Source organism: Nostoc sp. DSM 114160, assembly GCF_053470305.1.
This window is the reverse complement of the sequence record NZ_JBPFGO010000002.1, coordinates 844482-868134: the sequence shown is the minus strand read 5'-3', so window position 1 is coordinate 868134 and position 23653 is coordinate 844482. Positions and strand designations below refer to the sequence as shown.

General features: G+C 40.6%; 17 protein-coding genes and 2 pseudogenes. 7 read left to right on the top strand and 12 right to left on the bottom strand.

What is annotated here, in order from left to right:
* Positions 1 to 389 precede the first annotated feature (389 nt).
* Positions 390 to 1964 (bottom strand): adenosine deaminase, encoded by a 1575-nt coding sequence (locus NSTCB13_RS20795; RefSeq protein WP_448273687.1) that lies wholly within the window; start codon positions 1962 to 1964, stop codon positions 390 to 392.
* 580 nt (positions 1965 to 2544) lie between these two features.
* Between NSTCB13_RS20795 and acs the strand changes: the two are divergent.
* The 3 genes and pseudogenes from acs to NSTCB13_RS20780 all read left to right on the top strand — a co-directional run bounded on the left by acs (position 2545) and on the right by NSTCB13_RS20780 (position 6786).
* Positions 2545 to 4519 (top strand): annotated as a pseudogene (gene acs, locus NSTCB13_RS20790) (acetate--CoA ligase).
* A gap of 265 nt (positions 4520 to 4784) precedes the next feature.
* The gene (locus NSTCB13_RS20785; protein ID WP_448267617.1) at positions 4785 to 5465 is read left to right on the top strand and encodes a tetratricopeptide repeat protein; all 681 of its coding nucleotides are present in this window, start codon (positions 4785 to 4787) and stop codon (positions 5463 to 5465) included.
* Positions 5466 to 6006: 541 nt separating this feature from the next.
* Positions 6007 to 6786, top strand: a complete 780-nt coding sequence (locus tag NSTCB13_RS20780) for a Uma2 family endonuclease (protein WP_448273686.1) — start codon at positions 6007 to 6009, stop codon at positions 6784 to 6786.
* Here the strand turns inward: NSTCB13_RS20780 and NSTCB13_RS20775 are convergent.
* The 6 genes from NSTCB13_RS20775 to NSTCB13_RS20750 all read right to left on the bottom strand — a co-directional run bounded on the left by NSTCB13_RS20775 (position 6783) and on the right by NSTCB13_RS20750 (position 13226).
* Entirely contained in the window at positions 6783 to 7364 is a 582-nt protein-coding gene (locus tag NSTCB13_RS20775) for a Uma2 family endonuclease (RefSeq protein ID WP_448273685.1), read from the bottom strand. The two genes, NSTCB13_RS20780 and NSTCB13_RS20775, sit on opposite strands and share 4 nt — an antisense overlap.
* A 50-nt stretch (positions 7365 to 7414) precedes the next feature.
* The gene (locus NSTCB13_RS20770; protein ID WP_448273684.1) at positions 7415 to 9010 is read right to left on the bottom strand and encodes a DHA2 family efflux MFS transporter permease subunit; all 1596 of its coding nucleotides are present in this window, start codon (positions 9008 to 9010) and stop codon (positions 7415 to 7417) included.
* Between the two features lie 185 nt (positions 9011 to 9195).
* The gene (locus NSTCB13_RS20765) at positions 9196 to 10455 is read right to left on the bottom strand and encodes an MFS transporter (RefSeq protein ID WP_448273683.1); all 1260 of its coding nucleotides are present in this window, start codon (positions 10453 to 10455) and stop codon (positions 9196 to 9198) included.
* Between the two features lie 270 nt (positions 10456 to 10725).
* Positions 10726 to 12192: an HlyD family efflux transporter periplasmic adaptor subunit gene (locus tag NSTCB13_RS20760; protein ID WP_448273682.1), complete on the bottom strand. Its 1467-nt coding sequence runs from the start codon at positions 12190 to 12192 to the stop codon at positions 10726 to 10728.
* 162 nt (positions 12193 to 12354) lie between these two features.
* Entirely contained in the window at positions 12355 to 12822 is a 468-nt protein-coding gene (locus tag NSTCB13_RS20755; RefSeq protein ID WP_094348154.1) for a MarR family winged helix-turn-helix transcriptional regulator, read from the bottom strand.
* 209 nt (positions 12823 to 13031) lie between these two features.
* The gene (locus NSTCB13_RS20750; RefSeq protein WP_448273681.1) at positions 13032 to 13226 is read right to left on the bottom strand and encodes a hypothetical protein; all 195 of its coding nucleotides are present in this window, start codon (positions 13224 to 13226) and stop codon (positions 13032 to 13034) included.
* Between the two features lie 186 nt (positions 13227 to 13412).
* Here NSTCB13_RS20750 and NSTCB13_RS20745 point away from each other — a divergent pair, with 186 nt between their 5' ends.
* Complete coding sequence (locus NSTCB13_RS20745; protein ID WP_448273680.1) at positions 13413 to 15143, top strand: hypothetical protein; 1731 nt, start codon at positions 13413 to 13415, stop codon at positions 15141 to 15143.
* A gap of 10 nt (positions 15144 to 15153) precedes the next feature.
* On the opposite strand, the pseudogene NSTCB13_RS20740 reads toward NSTCB13_RS20745, so the two are convergent.
* Positions 15154 to 16813: pseudogene (locus NSTCB13_RS20740) on the bottom strand (ArnT family glycosyltransferase).
* Positions 16814 to 16941: 128 nt separating this feature from the next.
* Between NSTCB13_RS20740 and NSTCB13_RS20735 the strand changes: the two are divergent.
* From NSTCB13_RS20735 to NSTCB13_RS20725, 3 genes are all read left to right on the top strand, one after another.
* Positions 16942 to 17586, top strand: coding sequence for a class I SAM-dependent methyltransferase (locus tag NSTCB13_RS20735; RefSeq protein ID WP_448273679.1), 645 nt, complete (start codon positions 16942 to 16944; stop codon positions 17584 to 17586).
* Between the two features lie 137 nt (positions 17587 to 17723).
* Positions 17724 to 18179, top strand: a complete 456-nt coding sequence (locus NSTCB13_RS20730; RefSeq protein WP_448273678.1) for an EVE domain-containing protein — start codon at positions 17724 to 17726, stop codon at positions 18177 to 18179.
* A 650-nt stretch (positions 18180 to 18829) separates the two neighbouring features.
* Positions 18830 to 19252, top strand: a complete 423-nt coding sequence (locus NSTCB13_RS20725) for a mannose-binding lectin (RefSeq protein ID WP_445630976.1) — start codon at positions 18830 to 18832, stop codon at positions 19250 to 19252.
* Between the two features lie 501 nt (positions 19253 to 19753).
* Here the strand turns inward: NSTCB13_RS20725 and NSTCB13_RS20720 are convergent.
* From NSTCB13_RS20720 to NSTCB13_RS20705, 4 genes are all read right to left on the bottom strand, one after another.
* Positions 19754 to 20578 (bottom strand): M90 family metallopeptidase, encoded by an 825-nt coding sequence (locus tag NSTCB13_RS20720; protein ID WP_448273677.1) that lies wholly within the window; start codon positions 20576 to 20578, stop codon positions 19754 to 19756.
* A gap of 84 nt (positions 20579 to 20662) precedes the next feature.
* Positions 20663 to 22585 (bottom strand): Hsp70 family protein, encoded by a 1923-nt coding sequence (locus tag NSTCB13_RS20715; RefSeq protein WP_448273676.1) that lies wholly within the window; start codon positions 22583 to 22585, stop codon positions 20663 to 20665.
* A 14-nt stretch (positions 22586 to 22599) separates the two neighbouring features.
* Complete coding sequence (locus NSTCB13_RS20710; protein WP_448273675.1) at positions 22600 to 22968, bottom strand: hypothetical protein; 369 nt, start codon at positions 22966 to 22968, stop codon at positions 22600 to 22602.
* Positions 22934 to 23500: a hypothetical protein gene (locus NSTCB13_RS20705; protein ID WP_448273674.1), complete on the bottom strand. Its 567-nt coding sequence runs from the start codon at positions 23498 to 23500 to the stop codon at positions 22934 to 22936. Before NSTCB13_RS20705 ends, NSTCB13_RS20710 begins: the two co-directional genes overlap by 35 nt.
* Positions 23501 to 23653 lie beyond the last annotated feature (153 nt).

The window sequence follows — 23653 nt, the reverse complement described above, 5'->3', positions numbered from 1 at the left end:
GCATTTTGGAGTGCAAATTACAGAAGAATAAATGTTGAATGTTACAAGAGAACTTGCATTGCAGAATTTTCAGTCAGAATTTCGGCACTAATTAGCGTTAAATGTTCATCACGCCCTACTTACAGCAACCTTCTAAGTACTTCAGTTTCTAAACCTTGACATTGGTAGCGATCGCTAACTAACATTGCAAACTCATAGCAATTCTCTATGAAGATGCGCATAATTATTTTGCAACATAGCGAAATTGCTCTAAAAAACCTCTGCGTGCCTCTGCGTTAACCTCCGCGTACCTTTGCGTTGAAAAAAAAGTTAGGATTTCGCAAAGCTTCACAAATAAACGGTATCAGCTTTATTTGTACCGTGCAATTTACTTAAGCTAGCAATGGCTATCAAAGCCAGTTCTGCAATGGCTCAAACCGAGCAAATTCCGACTCTAGCTGCCATTGAATCCGCGCGCGATCGCTCTTTTGCAAAAAAGCACTGCACCCTTGAGAAACAGAGGTTTCACCAGGGGTATCGCTTGCACAAGCTCCAACCATTGCCTTAAACTCAGGCGACTTCCAGAGACTATTTCCCGGAGCGAAACTATATTCTAAGCTATTGCGAGCCAGTCGCTTGAGGTCTTTATATCCTAGTCCATATCTCGTTGCCGCTAACAGATATTCATGACTCAAATCAATGCGGGAAATGCCTTCATCATCTGAAGCAAGGGTCATTGGTACTCCAGCCTTCCAATACTCCCTAAAAGGATGCTCATCTCCCTGGACATTCAAAATGACTTCATTACTGGTCAGGCAGATTTCGACCAACACGCCGAGTCGCCGCATTTGCTCCATCAACTCGAAGGGACGCTCCTCAAAAAGAATATCCACGCCATGTCCGATGCGAGATGCCTGTGCCACTTCTACAGCTTGCCGAATATGAAAACGTAAATCCTCGGTCGGAACCAACCCCAGAGTTAACTCTCCTGCATGGAGCGCGACCTTGACATTGGGATATTGGCGTTTGAAAAATTGCAGCATTTGCATTTGCAGAGTGTAATCGCGCAGTGCAATTGGGTTATCTTCTGGGGCGACGAGATTAATGCCAACTACCCGCGAATCCGATGAAGCCAGTGCAAAGGCATAAGCTAACTGAGCAAACACTTCAACGGGCGACTTTGTTCTTGTCGTTTGCTGCAAATAGCGCACCGTCACTGCACATCCAGGCTGTGCTGATGGAGTGCCGCAACCGAGTGTTTTCGAGACTTCGCCCTCCAACTGTGCAAATTGCTGGCTGCCCAGTGTCACTAGCTTGGTTAATCCTCGTTTGAGCAATTGACGCTGCATCTCTTGCAAATCTTTATTCCAACCAACTTCACGCCCTAGCTGTCGAACCTCACTGCCCTGAACGGTAAGCATTAACTCTAGATAATTAATATGCTGCGAAGCTGCCCGATTTGCTACTTCTGCGACCATATCATCCCGACGGCTCATAGAGTCTGATATTGTCCCAAAACCACTAAAAGCTTCAAAAAATTGGTCGTGTCCTGATTTACCAGCAAATTGGAGGTTGCGAGTAGACCAACGATTTATTAGAGAATCATAAATAGATGTTCGGTTTAACAATTCTGAAGCTGGAAAATAGCTACTGTCCTGACCGCAAGCTTTAGGTTCAACTAAAGTTCCTACCTTTGGATTCACACAATACCCATCGGTGGCAGCCCACTCCAGATAGTGTTCTGCGTACACAGCCCCGCTGAGATGACTGTGGATATCTCCTCCCTTCGGCATTCGCTGTACAAATGCTCGTAAAGCGCCTGACTGGGCGCGATGGGCTTCAAACCAACTAGCAGCTTGAGCTTCACTTCGAGTCGAGGATTGCTGCGAATTAGATGGGACTTGGGCTGTTACACTGAAGATAAAACAGCTAGAACTCGTTAATACTCCTAAAAATAAATAATATAAGGGCGCTCGTCTATGCATATAGATTTATTTTTTTGTAAAACATGGCCAGTATGAGTGTAGTTATCATGCTGTTTAAAACCATCAACTATCAATCTTTATAAGCCAAATAAACTATAACCTAAGATAGATACGTATTAATTAATTTTATTTAGCTCAATCAGAACTTATCATTTTTTAACATTAGTATGGGAGCATCCCACTTTTTTGTATGTCATTGCGAACGAAACAAAGTGAAGCGTTCGCGTAGCATCTCGTAGAGAAGCAATCGCAAATCCAACTAAGAACTAGTCCATGCAATTGCTTGTCTGCGACACGCACTTACGTTCGTAGTTCCTCCTCTCTACAAGAGGCTGCGCGATCGCAATGATAGTTATTCTTTCAGTGCAAAATAAAACTGGGATGCATTCCTTAATAACTCTATTGCATCTGGAGATTCATTCAGACTTAATAATGGTATTAACTGATAAGTTCTAGATGAAAATGAATGTAAACTAAATAACTCGGCAATTTTTATCTAGCTTAACGAAAATCTAAACAGCGTCTAGCACAACTAAGCTAAAAATAGTTTTCAGTAACAATACCGCTCGTAAATGTAATCATGTCTCAACCAACTATAGAATCAATCCTACAAGAAAACCGCCTCTTTCATCCTAGTTCAGAATTCTCGCAGAACGCCCATATCAAAAGTCTGGATGACTATCAGCGTCTCTGTGACAAAGCCAAAGCCGATCCGCAGCAATTTTGGGCAGATTTAGCTGGAAAAGAATTAGAATGGTTCCAAAAATGGGACACAGTATTAGATTGGCAACCACCTTTTGCTAAGTGGTTCGTTGGCGGTAAGATAAATATTTCTTACAACTGCCTTGACAGACATCTTACTACCTGGCGCAAAAATAAAGCCGCATTGATTTGGGAAGGAGAACCAGGTGATTCCCGTACCCTTACCTACGCCCAACTGCACCGGGAAGTTTGCCAGTTTGCCAATGCATTGAAGCAACTAGGCGTACAAAAAGGCGATCGCGTTGGTATTTATATGCCGATGATTCCCGAAGCTGCGATCGCGATGTTAGCCTGTGCCCGAATCGGCGCACCCCATAGTGTGGTATTTGGTGGTTTTAGTGCCGAAGCTTTGCGCGATCGCTTAATCGATGCTCAAGCTAAACTGGTAATCACGGCTGATGGTGGTTGGCGCAAAGATGCGATCGTTCCTCTCAAGGCACAAGTAGATAAAGCCTTGGCTGATGGTGCTGTTCCCAGTGCCGAAAATGTCCTCGTTGTCAAGCGCACCGGACAAGAAACTTATATGCAGTTGGGCGGACGCGACCATTGGTGGCATGATTTACAAAAAGGTGTATCAGCCGATTGTCCCGCCGAACCGATGGACAGTGAAGATATGCTGTTTGTCCTCTACACTTCAGGCAGCACGGGCAAACCGAAGGGTGTAGTGCATACAACTGCTGGTTATAATTTGTATACCCATATTACTACCAAGTGGATCTTTGACCTGCAAGATACAGATGTATATTGGTGTACTGCCGATGTCGGTTGGATTACTGGACACAGCTACATTGTCTACGGCCCGCTCTCCAACGGTGCAACCACGATAATGTATGAAGGTGCGCCCCGGACTTCTAATCCTGGCTGTTTCTGGGATGTAATTGAAAAATACGGCGTGAATATTTTTTATACAGCACCTACAGCAATTCGGGCATTTATTAAGATGGGCGAACAACATCCGAATGCGCGAAACTTGTCTTCGTTGCGTTTGCTGGGAACCGTCGGCGAACCGATTAACCCCGAAGCTTGGATGTGGTATCACAAAGTTATTGGTGGAGAACGTTGTCCAATAGTTGATACTTGGTGGCAAACGGAAACCGGCGGTATCATGATTACACCGCTACCAGGAGCAATTCCCACTAAACCCGGTTCGGCAACTCTTCCTTTCCCTGGAATTATTGCAGATATCGTGGATTTAGAAGGAAACACCGTACCCAATAAGGAAGGTGGTTATTTGGCGGTGCGCCATCCCTGGCCAGGAATGATGCGGACAGTTTACGGCGATCCAGAACGCTTCCGCCGCACTTATTGGGAACACATTCCGCCCCAAAATGGTAACTATACTTACTTTGCTGGTGATGGCGCAAGACTTGATGGAGACGGTTACTTTTGGGTAATGGGTCGTGTGGATGACGTGTTGAATGTATCAGGACACCGACTCGGTACAATGGAAGTAGAATCAGCCTTAGTTTCGCATCCAGCAGTTGCAGAAGCGGCGGTAGTGGGTAAACCGGATGAACTTAAGGGTGAAGAAGTAGTGGCTTTTGTGACTTTAGAAGGCACTTATCAGGGAAGTGAAGAACTGAGAAAAGAACTCAAGCAGCACGTTGTCAAAGAAATCGGTGCGATCGCACGTCCCGGGAGAAATTCGCTTTACAGACGCTTTGCCCAAAACGCGATCGGGTAAGATTATGCGGCGCTTGCTGCGGAATTTAGCCGCCGGACAAGAGGTATCTGGAGATACTTCGACATTGGAAGATCGGGGTGTGTTGGATAAGTTACGAGAAGGTGTGTAAATAATTCCAAATTAGCTTAATAAGGGCGCATATCAATACTGGACGCTTTGTGGATTTCTAACTCGGAATTGGATTTGGGAAAAGGTTAAGGGGTAAAGGTTAAAGGTTTTTTCTTTCCCCTTTCCCCTGCCCTTTTTCCCCAAAACCCGACAAGTATTGGGGCGCATATATATGTGCGCCCTTATCGTCTCTCTTGTGATGCATTACGCGCTAACGCAGGCCAATTTATCATAAAGATTAGAACATTATTGAGGCATTCAGGGCGATGAAGGTGAAGTGCAAATCCAAATCAGCATTTGTTCAACCTGTTGGCTGCATGATGCTGAGTATTTTCAGTGTAATGGGGATATCACCATTAGTGTTAGCGGTTCCTGGAAAAGTTTCTTTGCATTCGCCAGAACAGCTTGCACAGAGACAACCACAAAAAATCGCCCAATCTTCAGGTACAGATACACCAGAGCGATCGCAGCTAATCCAACAAGCTAATACTCTGTATAGTCAAGGAGACTTTAAAGGTGCAGAAGAAAATTTACGCCAATTTATTAAAAAATTCCCAGAAGATGCTTTTGGGCACTTTCAATTAGGAAATGTGCTTTTTCAGCAAAAAAAATCAGAAGAAGCAATTAGCGCCTATCGAGAAGCCATTCGCCTGAAGCCAAAATATGCTCTAGCCTACAATGCAAGCGGTATGGTTTACGCAAGTCAAAGTCGCTGGCAAGAAGCCATTACTGAATATAAAAAAGCTCTGGAAATTAATCCTAATTATGGCGAGGCACTGACTAATTTTGCGCTAGCAATGTGGCAAACAAATAAAAAAGATGAGGCGCTATCTTCTTTAGAAAAAGCTTTAAATATTTTCAAATCACAGAATAGAGGTGAAAAAGTTAACCAAGTAGAACGAATTTTAAAAGAGATCAAAACTGCTGATGACACTGGTGTTTCATGAAAATCATAGTTAAGAAGAGTTGCTGCGATCGCTTTAAAGATGCTTTGCCTGAAATGCGATCGGGTATTATGCGTCTATTACTGTGGAATTTTGCATCTGGTTTGTAATGATTGTGGGGTGGGCTAGCCCACCCTCTAAAAAGTATCGAAACAAAATATTAGATTGTAATGAATGAAATATTTCTGTTAGACAGAGAAACTGTAAGAGTGATTTTTCACATGGACGGGAGATACACAAGGGTAATCTGGGAACGTTCTGAAAATACTGTATGGGCAGGCATAGGATGGATTTTTGATATACCAACTGATGTAATACCATACCATTTACGAGCAATAGGTTCTCATTTTCTATTATCTATAGTTAAGCCGAATGCGAATGATTATGAGGATATAGAAAATATGCGCAGTAATCGTAATAGCTTTTTTCATATAGAAAGATTGACTTTTGTTATATAAATGGCATCTAACCTAGTAGCGCGTCTATTCAAAAATAGTAAAATAGCAATCTAAAATAAAAATTAGACAAACCTTCGTTAAAGCCTATGACTTCCCTATCGGCATTAACTTTACCCGACCACACCCAGTTACCAGACTCAGACGGTACATTCGTGAAAAATCTTCAGGAGCATCCGCAAAGTATTTTAATCACAGATTCAATTAAACCTATTTTAGAGAAACTTCATCCTGACGGTCAATATTGTATTGGACAAGATTCTGGGATCTACTGGCGATTGACAGAACCTCCTGAAAAAGGAGCTGAAGCACCAGACTGGTTTTATGTACCCAATGTACCACCGACACTTAACGGTAAAATGCGCCGTTCTTATGTGCTGTGGAAGGAGTATGTTGCGCCCTTGATTGTGATTGAATTTGTCTCTGGAGATGGTTCAGAAGAACGAGATAACACACCGCCATCTCAAGGTGAAGGTGGAAATGTTGGTAAGTTTTGGGTTTATGAGCAGGCAATTCGAGTGCCTTATTATGGGGTTTATGAAGTAGCAAAAGCACAGGTTGAAGTGTATCACCTAGTCGATAATACTTATCAACTGATGCAACCCAATGAACGAGGACATTACCCAATTGCTCCTATGGGTGTAGAGCTAGGAATCTGGCAAGGATTTTATCAAAATGTAGAGTTACCTTGGTTACGGTGGTGGGATGCACAAGGAAATTTACTGCTAACAGGTGAGGAACGGGCGGAAGTTGAGCGACAAAGGGCTGAAACTGAACGACAGAAGCGGCTTTTAATTACAGAGAAGTTGCGTACTCTGTCTCTTGAACAACTCAACGCTTTAGGAATTGACCCAGAAATGTTAGATTAGAAAATATTTTCATCTGTCAATATTACATCTTCATATATTTCTGCGATCGCACACCGAAAATCAACGCTAGCTAAATGCACTTCTCCCTCTTGTTCATAAGGGTAAAGTACCCACTGTCCTTGTTCGTTGCGGCGGAAGCATTCTACATTCATTCTGTCTGGTGAAATTAGCACATATTCTTGCAGCGATTCTAAGTGTCGGTAACTAGCAAATTTCTTCCCTCTATCATAGCCTTCGGTTAATTCAGAAAGCACTTCAATAATTAAGCAAGGATGGGACTTAAAATATTCAAATTCTTTATCTCGTGTATCGCAAGTCACCATTACATCGGGATAAAAATAGCGATTTATAGCCTCGATTTGTGCTTTCATATCTAACATATAGACACGGCACCCAGTACCCCGGAGATGGTTTCGCAGCAGTACAAACAAGTTTCCTACTACAGTTACATGAGCATCACTTGCCCCTGCCATTGCGTAGACTTGCCCATCAATATACTCGTGTTTGATTTCGCTTACTTTCTCGCCTTCTAAATACTCTTCTGGGGAGATATAGTACTCACTTTGGCTAACGACCATTTTAGTACCTTAGTAGTTTTATCAAACATTTTAACCCATAGGACACAAATCTAATGAGCAACAGCGCCACCACTTGGCTTCACCTTTTTGAGGAATAAAATGGCAATTCCACTAACTAACAAAGCAATACCAATAAAGTAGAAACAATCGTTAAAAGCCATCACAAATGCTTCCCGACGGACTATATTGGATATAGATGCGATCGCTTGATTTTGTGCTGTACTTAAATCTGCTCCGCGACTAATAAAATACTGCGTCATTTGGTCAATTCGCTGTTGAGTTTCTGGGTTATATAAAGATACTCCATCACCCAATCTATTCGAGTGGAATTGCTCTCTATTTGCTAATAAAGTTGCTAAAGAAGCAATTCCAATAGAACCGCCTAGATTCCGCATCATATTAAATAAACCACTTGCCGATCCTGCTTCTTTCGGATTCAAACCAGCAGTAGCAATAGAACTAAGCGGCACCATAATTAGGGGTTGTCCCATTGCGCGCACAAATTGCGACCAGCGTAATTGATCTAACCCTGTTTCATTAGTCATTCCAGAGTTCATAAATGCACTGATGGAAAACAAAGTCACACCAAAAGCTACCATGAAACGCACGTCAAAGCGTTGCATCAATTTTGGAATGAAGGGAATAATAAACAGTTGGGGAATACCGGCCCAAATTAATACTTCACCAATTTGCAGAGCGTTGTATTGTTGAATTTGAGCGAGATACAACGGTAAAATATAAATTGAACCATACAATCCTACTCCCAACGACACATTAACAATACTGGCTAAACCAAAGTTACGTCTAGATAAAAGCCGTAAATTAATAAATGGTTGCTTACGAGTTAATTCTATAAAGAAAAATATCGCCAAAAAGATTACTGCTACTATACTTAAGCGCACAATTAATGCTGAACCAAACCAATCTTTACGACTACCTTCTTCTAAAACAACTTGTAATGAACCTAAGCCAATAGCCATCGCAATAATTCCCCACCAATCACCTTGTTTGAGTAAATTAATTTGGGGTTTTTCTTGCTTAATTCCATACCAAACACCAGCCAGCATTAATGCGCCTGGAATTACATTGATATAAAAATTGTATTCCCAACCAAAATTTTCGGTTAACCAACCTCCTAATGTCGGGCCAATTGAGGGTGCAAAAACTGCACTAAACCCAAATGCAGCCAGTCCGACTGATTGTTTTGATTGAGGTAAAGTTGTTAAGACAACTGTCATAGCAGTGGGAATTAAAACTCCTCCGCTAAAACCTTGCAAGGCGCGAAAGAAAATCATGGAATTAAGATCCCATGCCCAAGCACAGCATATAGAAAAGAAAATAAATAGTGCAGTATTCACTAACAGATAACGCTGCAATGAAAACACCCGTGATAACCAGCCTGTTAGAGGAATTACCACAATTTCTGCTACGAGATACGCGGTAGAAATCCAAGAACCTTCTTCGAGAGTTGCTCCTAAACTTGCTTGAATATCTTGCAGCGAAGCATTAGTTATTTGAATATCCAATACCGCCATAAATGCACCAAGCATACTGGCTAATACACCAATCCAAGTTTTTAGCGGTACACGCTCTGGTGGTAAAGCAGGATTTTGCCCTTGCTGACGAATTACACCTGTATTAGCCATAACTTTGTTCCAGTTTCAAGGTTAAGTAGCAAAAAATTTTATTATTAAATCTTATACCAATATGTTCTTTGCCTCTGCGTGAGCTTGAATCAGCAACGCTAAAAATTATAAAATCATTGCTATAGAAAGCCCAATTAACATAAATATAATATATAAATTCATAAATTTAACTACGGTTATTTATCTTAAACTTCTGGATTCGTAATAATCCCCTTTTGCTCATAAATTGGACGCATTATTTTCCTTAAAGCAGGTAACTGTCTGCTAAAAATAATTGACCCTAAAATACAAGTTATTCCATCAATAATTAAAGTGTTGGGAGCGCCAATATGACTTGCTAAAAAACCTCCTAATAAATTACCTACCGGAATCATTCCCAAAAATGACATTGTGTATAAGCTCATCAATCGTCCGCGTTTATCGTCTTCAACAATGGTTTGCAAAAATGTATTGCTAGCAGCAATTTGGAGAATTGTTCCTAAGCCAACAAATAACATGGTAAATAAAGAGAGTGGTAAAAATCGAGACAAAGAAAAGGCAATTAAACCAGTTCCTAAAATTGCTGGAGCTAAGGCAATCAATTTACCAATTCCTAAGATTGTTTGGCGCGTAGCTAGATAAATACCACCAGTTAAGGCTCCAACTCCAGATGCCGCCATCAAAAAACCCAAACTTTCTGCACCACCTTTGAGAACTTGTTCGGCAATAACGGGGACGAGAATAGTGTTTTGCAGTCCCATCAGGCTGACTAAAGCTGATAGCAACAAGATAGCTCGAATGGGTGGGAAGCTAAAGGCATATACAAATCCCTCTTTGACTTTTTGTAAGGGATTACCGTCAGTTACCGAATTTTTCCAAGGTTTAACTTTCATTGCCAATAAAGCGGCAATTACAGCAACGTAGCTTAAACCATCAATTAAAAAACAATAGCCAGCTCCAACCCCAGCAACTAATAAACCCCCGATCGCAGGGCCAATTAATCTAGCACCGTTAACCATCGTAGAATTAATCGCGATCGCATTGGCTAAATCTTCTCTGCGTTCAACCAATTCTGGCACAAAAGCTTGACGGGCTGGCGCATCTAAGGCGTTAATAAATCCTTGAAACAAACTCAAGGCGATGATATGCCATACATCAATCATTCCAGTTAGCGCCAGCGCTGCTAATGTTAACGATTGAATCATCGCCAAGACTTGCGTACCAATTAAGGTACGATACCGAGAAAAGCGATCTACAAATACTCCACCAAAGGGAGCTAAAAAAAAGTTAGGAATTTGACTAGAAAATCCCACAACTCCCAGCATAAATGGGGATTTTGTCAAGTCATAAACTAGCCAAATTGTGGCAAGTTGCGTCATCCACGTCCCAATCAGGGAGATACCTTGCCCAGCAAAAAACAGTTGGTAGTTTCTTGACCTTAATGCAGGTAGTAGCGGTTTTTTCATCTTAGGCTTGCTTTATACCAATCTGCTTTCATAGATATCATCTCACCTCATCTCTATACGCCTCTCTTTAGATGTAGGAGAATGTCATAAGCAGAAAGAAGTTTTTCATCTTGTTTACAGGCAATTTCGTATTTAATGATGTCCGGTTGATTACTTACTAAACCCCAAGAACCCCACCCCGCCAAAGCTACACTTTGTCCCCCCTCCCGAAAAGCGGGGAGGGGCTGGGGGTGGGGTTCTTTTATTATGGGTAATTTGGGGAACATGGTATTACTTGACTTCCACCGCAACTTCCGCAGACATCCCAGGAGTAATCCGCGATTCATATCCTTGAATGCTCTTTTGGTCGAAAACTACTTTTACTGGAATGCGTTGGACGACTTTAGTAAAGTTACCTGTAGCATTATCGGGTGGCAATAAAGCAAACTGAGCGCCGGAAGCTGGCGAAATACTGTCAACACGACCCGTAAAGGTGTGATGAGGGAAACTATCTAGCTTGATCTCTACTGGCTCTCCTGGGCGCATCTTTTCTAATTGAGTTTCTTTGAAGTTCGCAACTACCCAATAGCTGTTATCGACGATCGCCATTAATGGTGTTCCTGCTGCGACGCGGTTGCCAACTTCCACATTTTTCCTACCTACCCGTCCAGCACTGGGGGCGGTAACATTTACATAAGATAGTTGCAATTGTGCGTCTTTCAGCGATGCTTCTGATTGGGCGATCGCTGCTTTTGCCGCTTCGTATTGACTACGCTTAACTGTGGTATCTTGTCCGCCGGCGGTAGCTTGTTGCAATCCTCCCTTAGATGCTGCCAATTTAGCTTGGGCGTTGGTGACATTTTCTTGCGCTTGTGCTAATTGAGACTGGGCTTTGGCGACACCAACTCTCGCAGAGGCTAACCTGGCTTGAGCTTGTTGTACTCCCTGAAGAGCAGCGTTCCTTTGTGCTGTAGCCACGTTAAAAGCGGCCTTGGATGCGTCTAGCTGCTGGCGAGCGATCGCACCTGATTGATACAACTGGTTGTAACGATTGTAATCTGCTTGAGCATTTTCCAAATTCGCATTTGTTTGCGCTACCTGCGCTTGAGCGGCAGGAATCCCTGCTTCGGCTAGTCTGACTTCAGCTTGCGCTGCTGGTATCCCAGCTTGAGCTTCTTGTACTGCTGCTTGGGCTGTGGAAATTGCTGCTACTGCACCACTGACATCTCCTTGTGCTTGAGTTGTCTTACCAGTGGTGGTTTGTGAACTTAAAGCAATATTTGCTTGAGCAGCTTGCGCTTGACCACGAGCATTTTCGAGGGCGGCTTGTGCTTGTTGCACCTTACTTTCATAGTCCCGTGGATCTAACTTCACCAACAATTGTCCCGGTTGCACTAGTTGGTTGTCATTCACCAGCACTTCACTTACAGTTCCGGGAATGCGACTACTAACTTGGTGAATATTTCCCGCGACGGTGGCGTTGTCTGTTTCCTGGTGGGTAGAAGCGTATTGCCAGTAGTGAAAACCAAAAGTACCTGCGGCGATCGCACCCACACCTAATCCTGCCAAAATTAAACCAGTCGGTCTTTTCCGCTTCGGTGGAACTTCTTTCTCGATCTCAGGAGTTACAACAGGTGCTTCTGCTGTTGCGGGTGTCTCTGTGGTGACAGTTTCTAAAGCCTCTAAATCAGGAATCACTTCTTTTTCTAAAATTATGGTCTTGTGTCCGTTGCGTCCGTTAGATGTGTTAGCACCCATGATTCTTACCTCGCTTGATCGTTCAATAACTTGATTAATAGTCGTTTATTTAGAATGCGTAATATCACCTGAAAAAAATTCTTATTTCCTTAGTATGCGTAATATTATCCCAAAACATATCTTTACACTGCCTCCCCCGGTCGGGTGATTATAAAATCATCTTTAAGATAGGTTAGCGATCGCTCGATTCAAGATTTGGGAAAACAGTTCTCGATCGGCAAAGGAAATACCATCCATTGCTTCATCACGCACGGCTGCGGCGATTGGCGGTAAAACAGCTTCTAGTTCCTTACCTGCATCCGTGAGCCAGATTCGCCAGATACGCCGATCTTGAGTATCGCGTTCTCGACGCACTAAACCGCGTTCTTCCATCCGATCTAGTACGCCTGTTAAAGTCCCTCCCACTTGTTTGAGTTTGTCCCCAATACTAGAAGTAGGTAAACCATCTTCTTGCCAAAGACAGCACAACACCAACCAGTGAAATGGCGTCAATCCAAAAGGTTCTAGCCTCTCAGTAAACTTGCGACTCAGCAGTTGTGAAACTAATTTGATTCTGTAACCTAAATTGTATGGTGCCAGATTTTGCTGCCACGACTCTAAGGTTGGGGAGTGATTAGATGTAGAAACCATTTAGCAAAATACTTAGTGTGCGTACTATTATCATAACTAAATTAATTTCTTTTAGCAATAGTTACTTTACATCTATCTTAGGGAAGAACTTGAATTAACTGGTACTCTTTTACTGTACCAAGAATGCGGTAAAACCAAGGTAATTTAGGGGACTGGTCAGCATAGATTCAAGCATAGCTCAAAACTGGTATTTGCGAAATAGAGGCTACTTATTGGGCATGAATGGGAAGATAGAAATCATGTATTACTTGGGTTTTCTTGTCAATTTGCACATATATATTAGGTAGGCTGAGAATGGAGCGATCGTTCTCTGGGTATACCCCTGAACGGCTACGATGATTTGTCACATTAAACCCAGCATATTGCACAAGTTCTAGCTGAAATCTTGCATGGGTAAGCGACACTCCATCCTTTTAATCCAAACAGTTCGGCTTTCATAACCTTTTGTTCTGGGTAAAAAACAGAGCGTTGCTAGAATTATTGGCTTGATAAATGACCGCTCAGTACTTGAAGATTGTACAATCATAAAAATTGAAAAAAGCTTTTGATTTTCCTAATTAACATAATTTATTGAGATATAGACATTTACAATGCTAATTTCACTATTACAAAAAGTTTTAACAGCACCTATTATTCAAAAAAGCAAACAAAATCAATCTAGATTGACTGTTATTTTTTGGTACAGTCTCAGTCTAACTTTTGCTGTTGGTTATATTTCTATGGGGCTGCGACAAGCTTTCACCGGCAAATATATAGTGAGCGACGATGCACGGGAATATATTTCTTGGGTCTATCGTTACTTTAACCCAGATTTATTTCCTGGGGATTTAATTGCTGATTATTTTCAGTCGGTGACACCAATTGGGTATGGTATTGTTTATAAAATAATTTCAGCTTTAAATATAGATCCAATTTTATTTGGCAAAATTTTTCCATTAGTACTGGGACTAATTACAACTAGCTATTGCTTTGTGGTTTGTATGGAGATATTACCAGTACCAATGGCAGGGTTTCTCGCCTCTTTACTTTTAAATCAAAGCCTTTGCCTTCATGATGACCTATTTTCTGCTACACCTAGAGATTTTATTTATCCCCTGGTTTTAGCTTTTATATATTATTTAATCCGGTCTTCTGTATTTGGTGTATTAATTGTATTTGCGCTTCAATGTTTAATATACCCTATCATAGGTTTTATCAATTTATTGATTTTACTTTTGAGATTATTTCGCTGGCAGAATGGGCAGATAACTATTTCTCATAACCGAAAAGATTTTATTTTATTTGTAGCAGCCACTATAACTGCTGGCATCCTAATTTTACCTTATACTATTCAATCATCACAATTTGGCCCGACAATTACTGCTGCTGTTGCGAGAACTATGCCAGAGTACTGGGATGGAGGAAGATTCAGGTATTTTACTCATAATATTATTAGTTTCTGGTTTGATGGTAGAGATAGCGGTTTTTTTGCTTTAATTGCACCTCCTCAACTATTATTTGGTTTATTATTACCAATTATCCTGAAATTCCAGTCTCATTTTCTCCTAGCCAAACAAGTAAAGGATGAAGTCAAACTATTACTACAGGTAGTAATAGCTAGTTTAATCATGTTTTTTACTGCCCATGCCTTAGCTTTTAAACTGCACTGGCCTAGCCGCTACACCCATCATACTTTTAAGATAGTACTTGCTCTTGCAGCAGCAATTTCTATTACCTTAATTTTAGATGCTACATTTCGATGGTCGAGACAAAATGGCAGACAAATTTTAATCTTGGGGACTATTACGATCCTTAGTGCAGGACTCGTTTTGTACCCTAGTAGCTTAAAAGTTTTTCCCAAAACCCCTTATTTAGAAGGTCAAGCCCCAACATTATATAATTTTTTGCAAAAGCAACCGCAAAATATTGTCATAGCCTCTACTTCCCAAGAAGCAGATAACATACCCATCTTTGCTCAAAGAACAATTTTGGTGGGTAAAGAATATGCTTTACCAATCCATACAAAATATTACGCTCAATTTCGCCAGCGGATGATTGACCTTATTAATGCCCAATATACTGATGATATTAATCAGGTTAAAGATTTTATTCAAAAATACCACGTAACTTTTTGGTTATTAGAACGTTCTGCATTCCTTCCAGAATATATAACTAAAAACACTTGGCTACAACAATATCAGCCAGCAGCACAACAAGCGAACGCAAATTTACAGAAGACTCTACCTGTTTTAGCGACATTAATTAACTCTTGTGCAGTTATTGAGACTGATAATTTAGTCCTTCTCAAAACAGAATGTATTAAAGCAATAGAGAAGACTTGAATATAATGTCTTAGGGAAGAACTTGAATTAACTGGTACTCTTTGACAGCGCCGATAATGCGGTGAGGGTCGAGATAATTGAGAAGACTGGTTAGCATAGATCCAAGCATAGCTAAAAGCTGGTACTTGGGAAATAGAGACTACTGGTTGAGGGCGAGTAGGAAGATAAAAATTAAGTAGTACTTTTGTTTTAGCATCCATTTCCACATAGTAGGTAGGATGAGATTGGAGAATTGAAGCGATCGCACTTTGTTGTAAAAAAGTTTTTAAAGCAGGATTATAATCGCTCAAAAGCCCTATACTACCCATCGCCGCCAAAGCCAACCAACAGGGAATTAACCAACCTGCAATCCAATAACGCGCTGTGAGAAACTTTTTGTCAAAGTGGTAACGAGCAATCCACACCACAGGTAAAATTAACCAACCCAATCCCATAGCCAAGCCAATACTTGCATACTTGCGGATATCAGAACTACCCCAACTAAAAATGCCAATACTCGCTATAACAAGTAAAACACCTAATCCACCCAAGCCATAACTGAGGTTTCGGGGAAGATTCTGCTTTGCAAAAAGATTTAATATCTTTTTTTTACTTTTTTGAAGAGGCAATTGTGGGGGAATTCCTGTCTGGTAAAGATTCCCTAGCCAGTTTAAACCCACAGATGCAAACAAAGCGATGAACGGATAAAGGCAAAGACTATAGTGAGATAAACGAGTGCTAAAAATAGTAATTTCTATAAATAAAATAAGTGGAAAGCCAACTAATATTAACTGGTAACGATGAATAGGACGACGGAGAGTCAAAAATAAACCTAAAAGTCCGAAAAAAGCCCAAGGAAATGCGTTTACAGGAATATTCCAGACATAGAATAGTAACCCGTTATACTCCCGCTCTTCAGAACTTAGTTGTACAACAAACTTGAGTAACTCCTCGAAACTATTATTTCCGAAGTGCAACCAGCTTAACCACAGCCAAACACAGGTAGGTATTAAACCTACGAAAAAACCTAAATATAAAATTGGGTTAGTAAGATGACGATGACGACGATGTTCCCAAATTAAATAAGGTAGTAAAGCTATCATTGGCAAAAAAATCATAAAGCTTCTAACTAAGAAGCCTAAACCTAAACTTAAACCAGCTAAAAAACTCCACCAGTAGCGATATTTGGGATGTAATTCTGTTTTGATTAAAGACAAAATAGCTAAAAGCACCAAGAGAACCATCGGTACATCAGGTGTACTTAAGCGAGAGTATTGCAGCCAGAGAAATTCCAGACTTAAAATTGCAGCAGCTAGCCAACCTAATTTTTTGCCTAGCATAATTTTGCCAATTTCATACACAAGCCACAAGCTAAAAATGCCAGCAATCATACTAGGAAGACGCGCACTAGTATCACTGATACCAAACAGCTTGTAAAAACTGGCAATCAACCAATAAGGGCCAGGAGTTTTATGATGTGCTGTTTCCCAAGGAGCTATCCAATTACCAGAATCAAACATCAGACGGGCACGTGATGCGTAAAGCGCTTCATCATGTGCCATTAGGCTATTATGTCCAGAAGTAAATAGTAATAAGGGCAGTATCCAAACTAACAAACTAAAATAGGGTAATGATGCGATTAGGCGGATTTGTCGCCAAATATGCTGTAAAAAGTGTAGTTGATATAACATTAAATTGATAAAAATTGAATGCTGCTATTTAGGTATCTTGCTGTTATTAAAATATGTTACATAGTGTTTGTGAAAAAATATCTGAAATTGTCGCAAATTTCGGAAACATTACTCCAAAACAGAGATTTATGCAGTTAAGACCGAATCAACGCCTGAAGTTAGATGACACAGACGATAAATTGTTCTATACCTATCCTCGCTTCGTCACCCATGTCGATGAAGGATTTATTCAACAGCTAACAGATTTATACCGCGATCGCCTCAAACCCAACACTCGCATTTTTGATATGATGAGCAGTTGGGTGTCTCATCTACCAGAAGAGATGCAGTTTGACCATGTGGAGGGACACGGACTCAACGCTGAAGAACTAGCACGAAATCCCCGCTTAAATCATTACTTTGTGCAAAATCTTAACGAAAATCCCCAGCTACCTTTACCAGATGGAGATTTTGATGCTGTTCTCAATTGCGTATCTGTGCAATATGTGCAATATCCAGAAGCAGTATTTTCCGAGATTTACCGCATCCTAAAACCCGGTGGTGTTGCAATTATCAGCTTTTCTAACCGGATGTTTTTTGAAAAGGCGATTCAAGCTTGGCGGGAGGCTTCAGAGGCGCAGCGAGTAGAATTAGTCAAAGAGTATTTCGCCTCAGTTCCAGGATTTACAACCGCAGAAGTGATAGCTCATAAATCAACATTACCAAATTTATTCCAGTGGTTGGGTGCAGCTGGAGGAGATCCGTTTTATGCCGTTATAGCTTACCGCAGTTAAGCCAAATATTCACTAGTACAAGAAGGTTTGTAGTAAGCACTTTAGTGCTTAAAAGATAAGGACTAAAGTCCTTACTACGAACTTATTTACCTGCTCAAAATTAAAATACTTTTGTATATACAGCAATTTCGAGGTAAATGAATTATTGGTTAATGAAATCAGAACCAGAAGCCTATAGCATTGCTGACCTTCAACAGCAGAAAGAGACTATCTGGGACGGCGTTCGCAATTATCAAGCTCGCAACTTTTTGCGCCTTACGGATGAAGGAGACTTAGCTTTTTTTTATCACTCCAGCACTAATACTCCTGGTATTGCTGGATTAATGCGTGTAGTGAAAAAAGATATTACTGACCCAACTCAGTTTGAACCAGAAAGTAAATACTACGACCCGAAATCAAGTATTGAATCCCCTCGGTGGCAAACAGTTGTAGTGGAATTTGTTGAGACTTTTTCTAATCCAATCTTGCTATCAATACTCAAAGAAAAGTTTAGCGCCGAAGAATTCATGTTGGTGAAACAAGGAAATCGATTATCAGTGATGCCTGTCCCTGAAGCAGTGGCTTTGAAGATTCTGGCGATGAAAACCTCCTAGTAGTCTGTCCCATTATTTGACTCGGTTGGATAAATCTTTGAAAGCTTAACTCTTGCATCTTCTATACGAAAACGCCAATTTATACGAACCATTCTCCAATTGTTTCCCAAATATGATACTCCCAGTCTCTCTTCCTTATAAGTCTGGGTGAATCTGAATATATTGCAATCTTAAAAACAATTAGTATTACTATTGAGCATTACAAATATTCTTGGACGTTTTAAAAGTTAATATAATCAAAACATACTTCCTGTTGTAACGTTTTATAAACAAGCTGTATTACCTTGATTTTGTAGATTAATTCTTCTAAAATTTGAATTAAGTAGATTAAGCATTGACAGTTTATTTCTACTAATAAACGAAATTCATGGCAATCAATACCTTCGCCAATTTACGAGTATTAGTCTAGATCAAACCTAAGATTTTACAGGCTTGTTTTTTGCCTTATAGCAACAACAAGCGTGTAAAATCTTGTGTGGTTCTTGTAGAAGGAATTTATAGTATCGTGTCCGTTTGGATTAGGGTTTTACGTTTTGCTTAACAGTCAACCACGGTCTTGTGTTGGACTATTTCGCCAAAAGTTAGACGACCTCTATTTTTTGCGAAGGTATTGATAGCGATAAAACTCAATTTATCAAAGGAGAATACTCGTGTCTTATCTCACAAAGCTAAGTCAGTCACCACGTCTAATAACTCTTGCTGTTTGTAGTGCGATGTTGGCTACAATTCCCATTGATGCTGCTTTTGCAAGGCCAACCTCTCCTAGTACTTATCAAAATTCTTGTCGGAACATTGGTGTTTCTGGAGATATTCTAACAGCAAGCTGTCGTAGAATAAATGGCACATACAACCTAACATCAATTCGGATTCGGGGAATCGAGAATATTGATGGGAAATTGAGGTATACTGGTAGCTCTACAGCCCCTAGCACTTATCAATATTCTTGTCCGAGCATTGGTGTTGCTGGAGCCACCCTATCAGCAAGCTGTCGTAGAATAAATGGCACATACAACCCAACATCAATTCGGATTCGGGGAATTGAGAATATTAATGGAATCTTGAAGTATTCATAGGTAGCAAGTAGGAAGCAATTAGAGACAGCTTTGCTGCCCGAACCTTTTGAATAAATGAACTACCCCACCTGAATTTTAAAATCAGGTGGGGTAATTTACGTGCGGCAAACAATAGTGCTACGCAAAGCTGTAACAGGATTTAGCTGACTAGCTCGTAGAGCCGATAGAAAACAGCGCCGACCTCAATGACAAGGCTACTGTACTGCTTTCAAATTGGTAGGGCAAATCAAAAGTATCGACAACCACCAATGTCAACCCATGCACTATTATCATTACCTAAATATTTGAATTTTACCAATTTTTGATTTGCTGCTATTATTGCTTTCCATGTTATCTTTTATCTTCGAGTTTTAATAAGACTTTTGCTTGATTCTGTCTTTAGTTTCGCACCGGAACTAGACTAAAAGCAATATCAGTAGATCGAAAGATTTATGTTTTTATTACTATTCCGACTCATGCAGTCTGAAGCTGAGGTTATATTTAATAGCTCATGATTGTAGTTTAAGCCCATTGCACAGGATCTAATTGATAGTAACGTTGCAGTTGCTCATAAAGTGCTGGATGCTTAGACAGCAATTGGTGCGGTTTTTCAAAGAATGTCTCAGTTGCTACGGCAAAAAATTCTGCGGGATTTGTTGCGCCATAGCTATCCATTACCGTCTTTGCACCTTGTAGAACATCATTGCAAAGTTGCTGATATGCTTCTGTCATCACCTTCGCCCAAATAGCATAGTCTGAGTTGTTTTTCAGTATCGGAACTCCTTCAGCTTTACCATCTTCTTGATCCAATTGATGGGCGAATTCATGAAGCACAACATTACGTCCATCTCTCCAGTTATTAATGTCTTGTTTCACCTGTTCCCAAGACACTACTACTCGGTCATTTATCCACGATTCACCTAGTCTTGCTACACGCCTTTCTTCAATAACATATTTTCCAACGGAATTCGTTTCTTGAACAAAATAAGCGTTGGGATACACCAGAATTGAACGAAGTCTGGGGAAGTACTGCCCACGTTCATTTAATAGAAGTAAACAAGCAACAGCAGCAACACTCAATTTCATTTCCTCTGTCACCTGTAATCCTCTACAGCCAATAAATTGCTTTTCTGCTAAGAATACTTGAATATGTCCCTGAAGTCGTCTGATTTCATCGGGAGAAAGACACAGATAAATAGGAAGATTATTTTCAATAATGGCATTCCACAGTGGAGGAAAAGGACGATGTTTGAGACGGTTTCTTCGCCTTTTGACTAGAACAGGATTGACTAAAATCCCAATCAGAATCAGCCCAATGATGCTAAATACAACTATTGTTTGAATCATTGACTTTGAGCAGTTTACATATTTAATTCCCTAGTTAGCAGAAAGTTTAGAATAATTGTTATTGTTGTGGCTCACTAACTACCGCTATTGGATCAGAATTATGCAAGATTGAACCTTGCTGGAAAGGCTGTTTTGAAGTCCTTGCTCAACTTTAACAATCATTTTATCAAAAGCCTCTTGATTTGCTGTCAGTTGTTCTTGAAGAACTTTTTCTAACTCAGGCTTTATTTGCTCACACATATCCTCAATTTTTTTGTCGCTCAAAAAATTAGAACGCATCCAACTAGGTACATCTACATTTGTCTTAATTACTTCTTGAACACTCTTACGATTTAGCTCCATTCCTGCTGCCATCAACGAAGCCCCATATACTAGTGCAATCGGCCAGGTTAAATGCCCAGTTAGGATGAGAGTGATGATGCTAGCCACAGCGCCTCCACCAATTACTATATTGACGATAAATGCTACTGTCTCAGCCAGAATAGCATCTCCAATTTGTAATTCTGGGTTAACAAAAGTTGGGTCAATACTATCCTCGAACCTTAAGCTGCTTCTAGGTATCTGAAACTTTCGACAGATTGGATCGGTTTGTGCGGCTAAATCGGGTTGGATTTTATTGCTGAACCAAAAAGCGCATTGATGATTAATTATCTGCACGGCGCGATCGCTTTTGAGCCACTGTTCTGCCCGACCGATCAAAGCTGTTTCTAAATCGGCTAAAGTCCGTATTTTGTTTTTTTGCCAATCTTTTAAACTTGGTTTAACTGCATTCACAATCAAGCCATCCGCCAAAGGCTTAGTTAGTGATTTGATTAACTCTGGAATATGCTTTTCAATCAAACCTTTAAGCTGGTTCGAGGTAAATAGTTTGTTCACTTCTTGCTTAAAAGCAGCAGCACGCAGATCCCATCGTCCGACTCTTGCTAAACCCATTGCAATGCACCGTTCCGGTTCTGGATCGGGGCGAAGCAGCGTTTCGGGTTCGGGAAACATTTCCTGACAAAGAACGTGCGTAAACTTCATGCGAGATGCACCACCAGTCATCAGCACAAGTTTGGGCACGATTCCACGTTTTTCTAGCTTTTCTTTTGCTTCCTTTAAAGAGTCACTAAATGATTTAATCCAACTATGATTTTCCAGTTCAGGTAAGGGTTGATTTAAAATTTCCTCCATCATCAATTTATTAACTTGGGGAATAAAATAAATCTGTTCGTTGATCGACTCGAACCCACGCGCAAAGGATTCAGGATCGCTGTATAACTGTTCATTAGAAAAGTAATCTTCTTTAGCTTTGCGGCAAGCAAGTTCACAACGAGCTTGGTGATGGGGATATTCCTGAAATACTTTTTCCAGTAATGCTTTTTGTTCGTGGTTGGCGAGAGTCCGAGCAAAAATAGCTTTGTCAATTAGGGATGCACCTAAAGTATTACTCCCGAAATCTATCGGGATTTCTTCTAAGCTTTTAACCAGAGTAAAATCTGTGGTTGAAGAACCAATATCGACAATTAGCACCGAGCCAACAAGTTTGTCATACTCCAACTTCCCGGCTTCCTTGGCTTGCATGAAAGCAGCCCGCGATTCAGGCACAACATTGAGTTGGGGAATACCAGCTTCTTGAAGTAGCTTTTGGTATTCGGTGCGATCGCTAACTGACCATCCTGAAGGGCAACCAATGTAAAAATAACTACTTTCACCACCTGCAAGTTGTTTAGTTTCTTTCAAAAGGCGGTAGTAGGTTGCTACAAAAGTGCTAATTGTTTCTCGATATTTGGGATCGTTGTTAGGTTTTTGCTTGAAAGAGATTGTCAGTTGAGTAACGCCAGCTTGAATTAATGCTTGTTCCCCAACAAGATAACCGAGTTTGGGATGCCAGCCAAGAGCTGTAATTTGGTTTTTTTTGTTATTAATTTCCAACATCTGGGGAGGTTCGATGCTTTCCACGATCGCTTTCGCTACAGCCGTTTCACCGTGTCCCAAATCAAAACCAATTGTTTCTAAAATTTCCATACTTTTATTATCTATTATTCTCTAGCAGAGGAATATGCTGGTTCAATTACCCTACCGCGCCTAATTAAGCGATCGCCTTTCAACAAAGCTGGCGTTAGAGTCACGTGTTCTTTGGTATCGGGGTCAATACTTGGCTCAAAGTCAAAATATTCGCGATCGCTATTCGATCGGTAAATTTGAGCGTTAATTCCCTGAGACATTAAAATCTGTGGCAGAAGTTTCGCCAGTTCATAAGCCATTTGGGGTTTATCAAGTTTGGATGCGCCCATTAGTCTTTGGAGAAAATTCAATAACTCTGGCAATTCTTCTATTGCTAAATCGCCTTCATGTTTATTTGATTCTTCTACTCTAGCCACTGCTAGGGTCGATAGTGTTGAGAGCATCGCCAAGGTGATCTAGAAATACTTTGCTATCAACCCGGAGAATCGCTTGAGGTAATTCCAATACTCCTTCAGATATAGAATTATTTTGCTGGTTGTTTGATTCGAGTTTAAGTACAATTTCTAGTCCGATCAGTAGAGAAGTTAATAAGATAGCCATCCACGCACCTGGGTTAGTTTTAGTTAAAGAAAACAACGAACCTAAGATGCCTATATAAATTAGTCCCTTTAGCAGTTTCAGGATTAATCTGCTGCTAAACAACTTTGTCCCTGTATTAGTAATTTGTCTTTGTTCTGTTGGAGCAACTTGAAGATAGTTAGCCGCAGCCAAAGTGGCGATGGACTGCCGCAGCGTATCCAGGAAAAAGGAAGCCAGACGAACTTGAGCCAAATTCAGCTTTTCAATGTAAATTCTTTCGAGATGATCGAGTCGGTTTTGCACCAGTTTAACTATTTGCTCAATCCCGATTGTGTTATCAATATCTATCTGGAGTTGGTTGCGTTCTTCGCTAAAAAGTGAAGTAATTGTTTTCATTGCATTGATTAAGACTTTAACGTTATTAATTAGAAGTGAAATGAACACTCGTTTTTTCATTTCACTCGGTAATCAGATAATGACGAAATAATTCATAATTATTAATTATGAATTAGGTTGATTGCAAATTACCCCATCAAAAGGAGGAGCAGA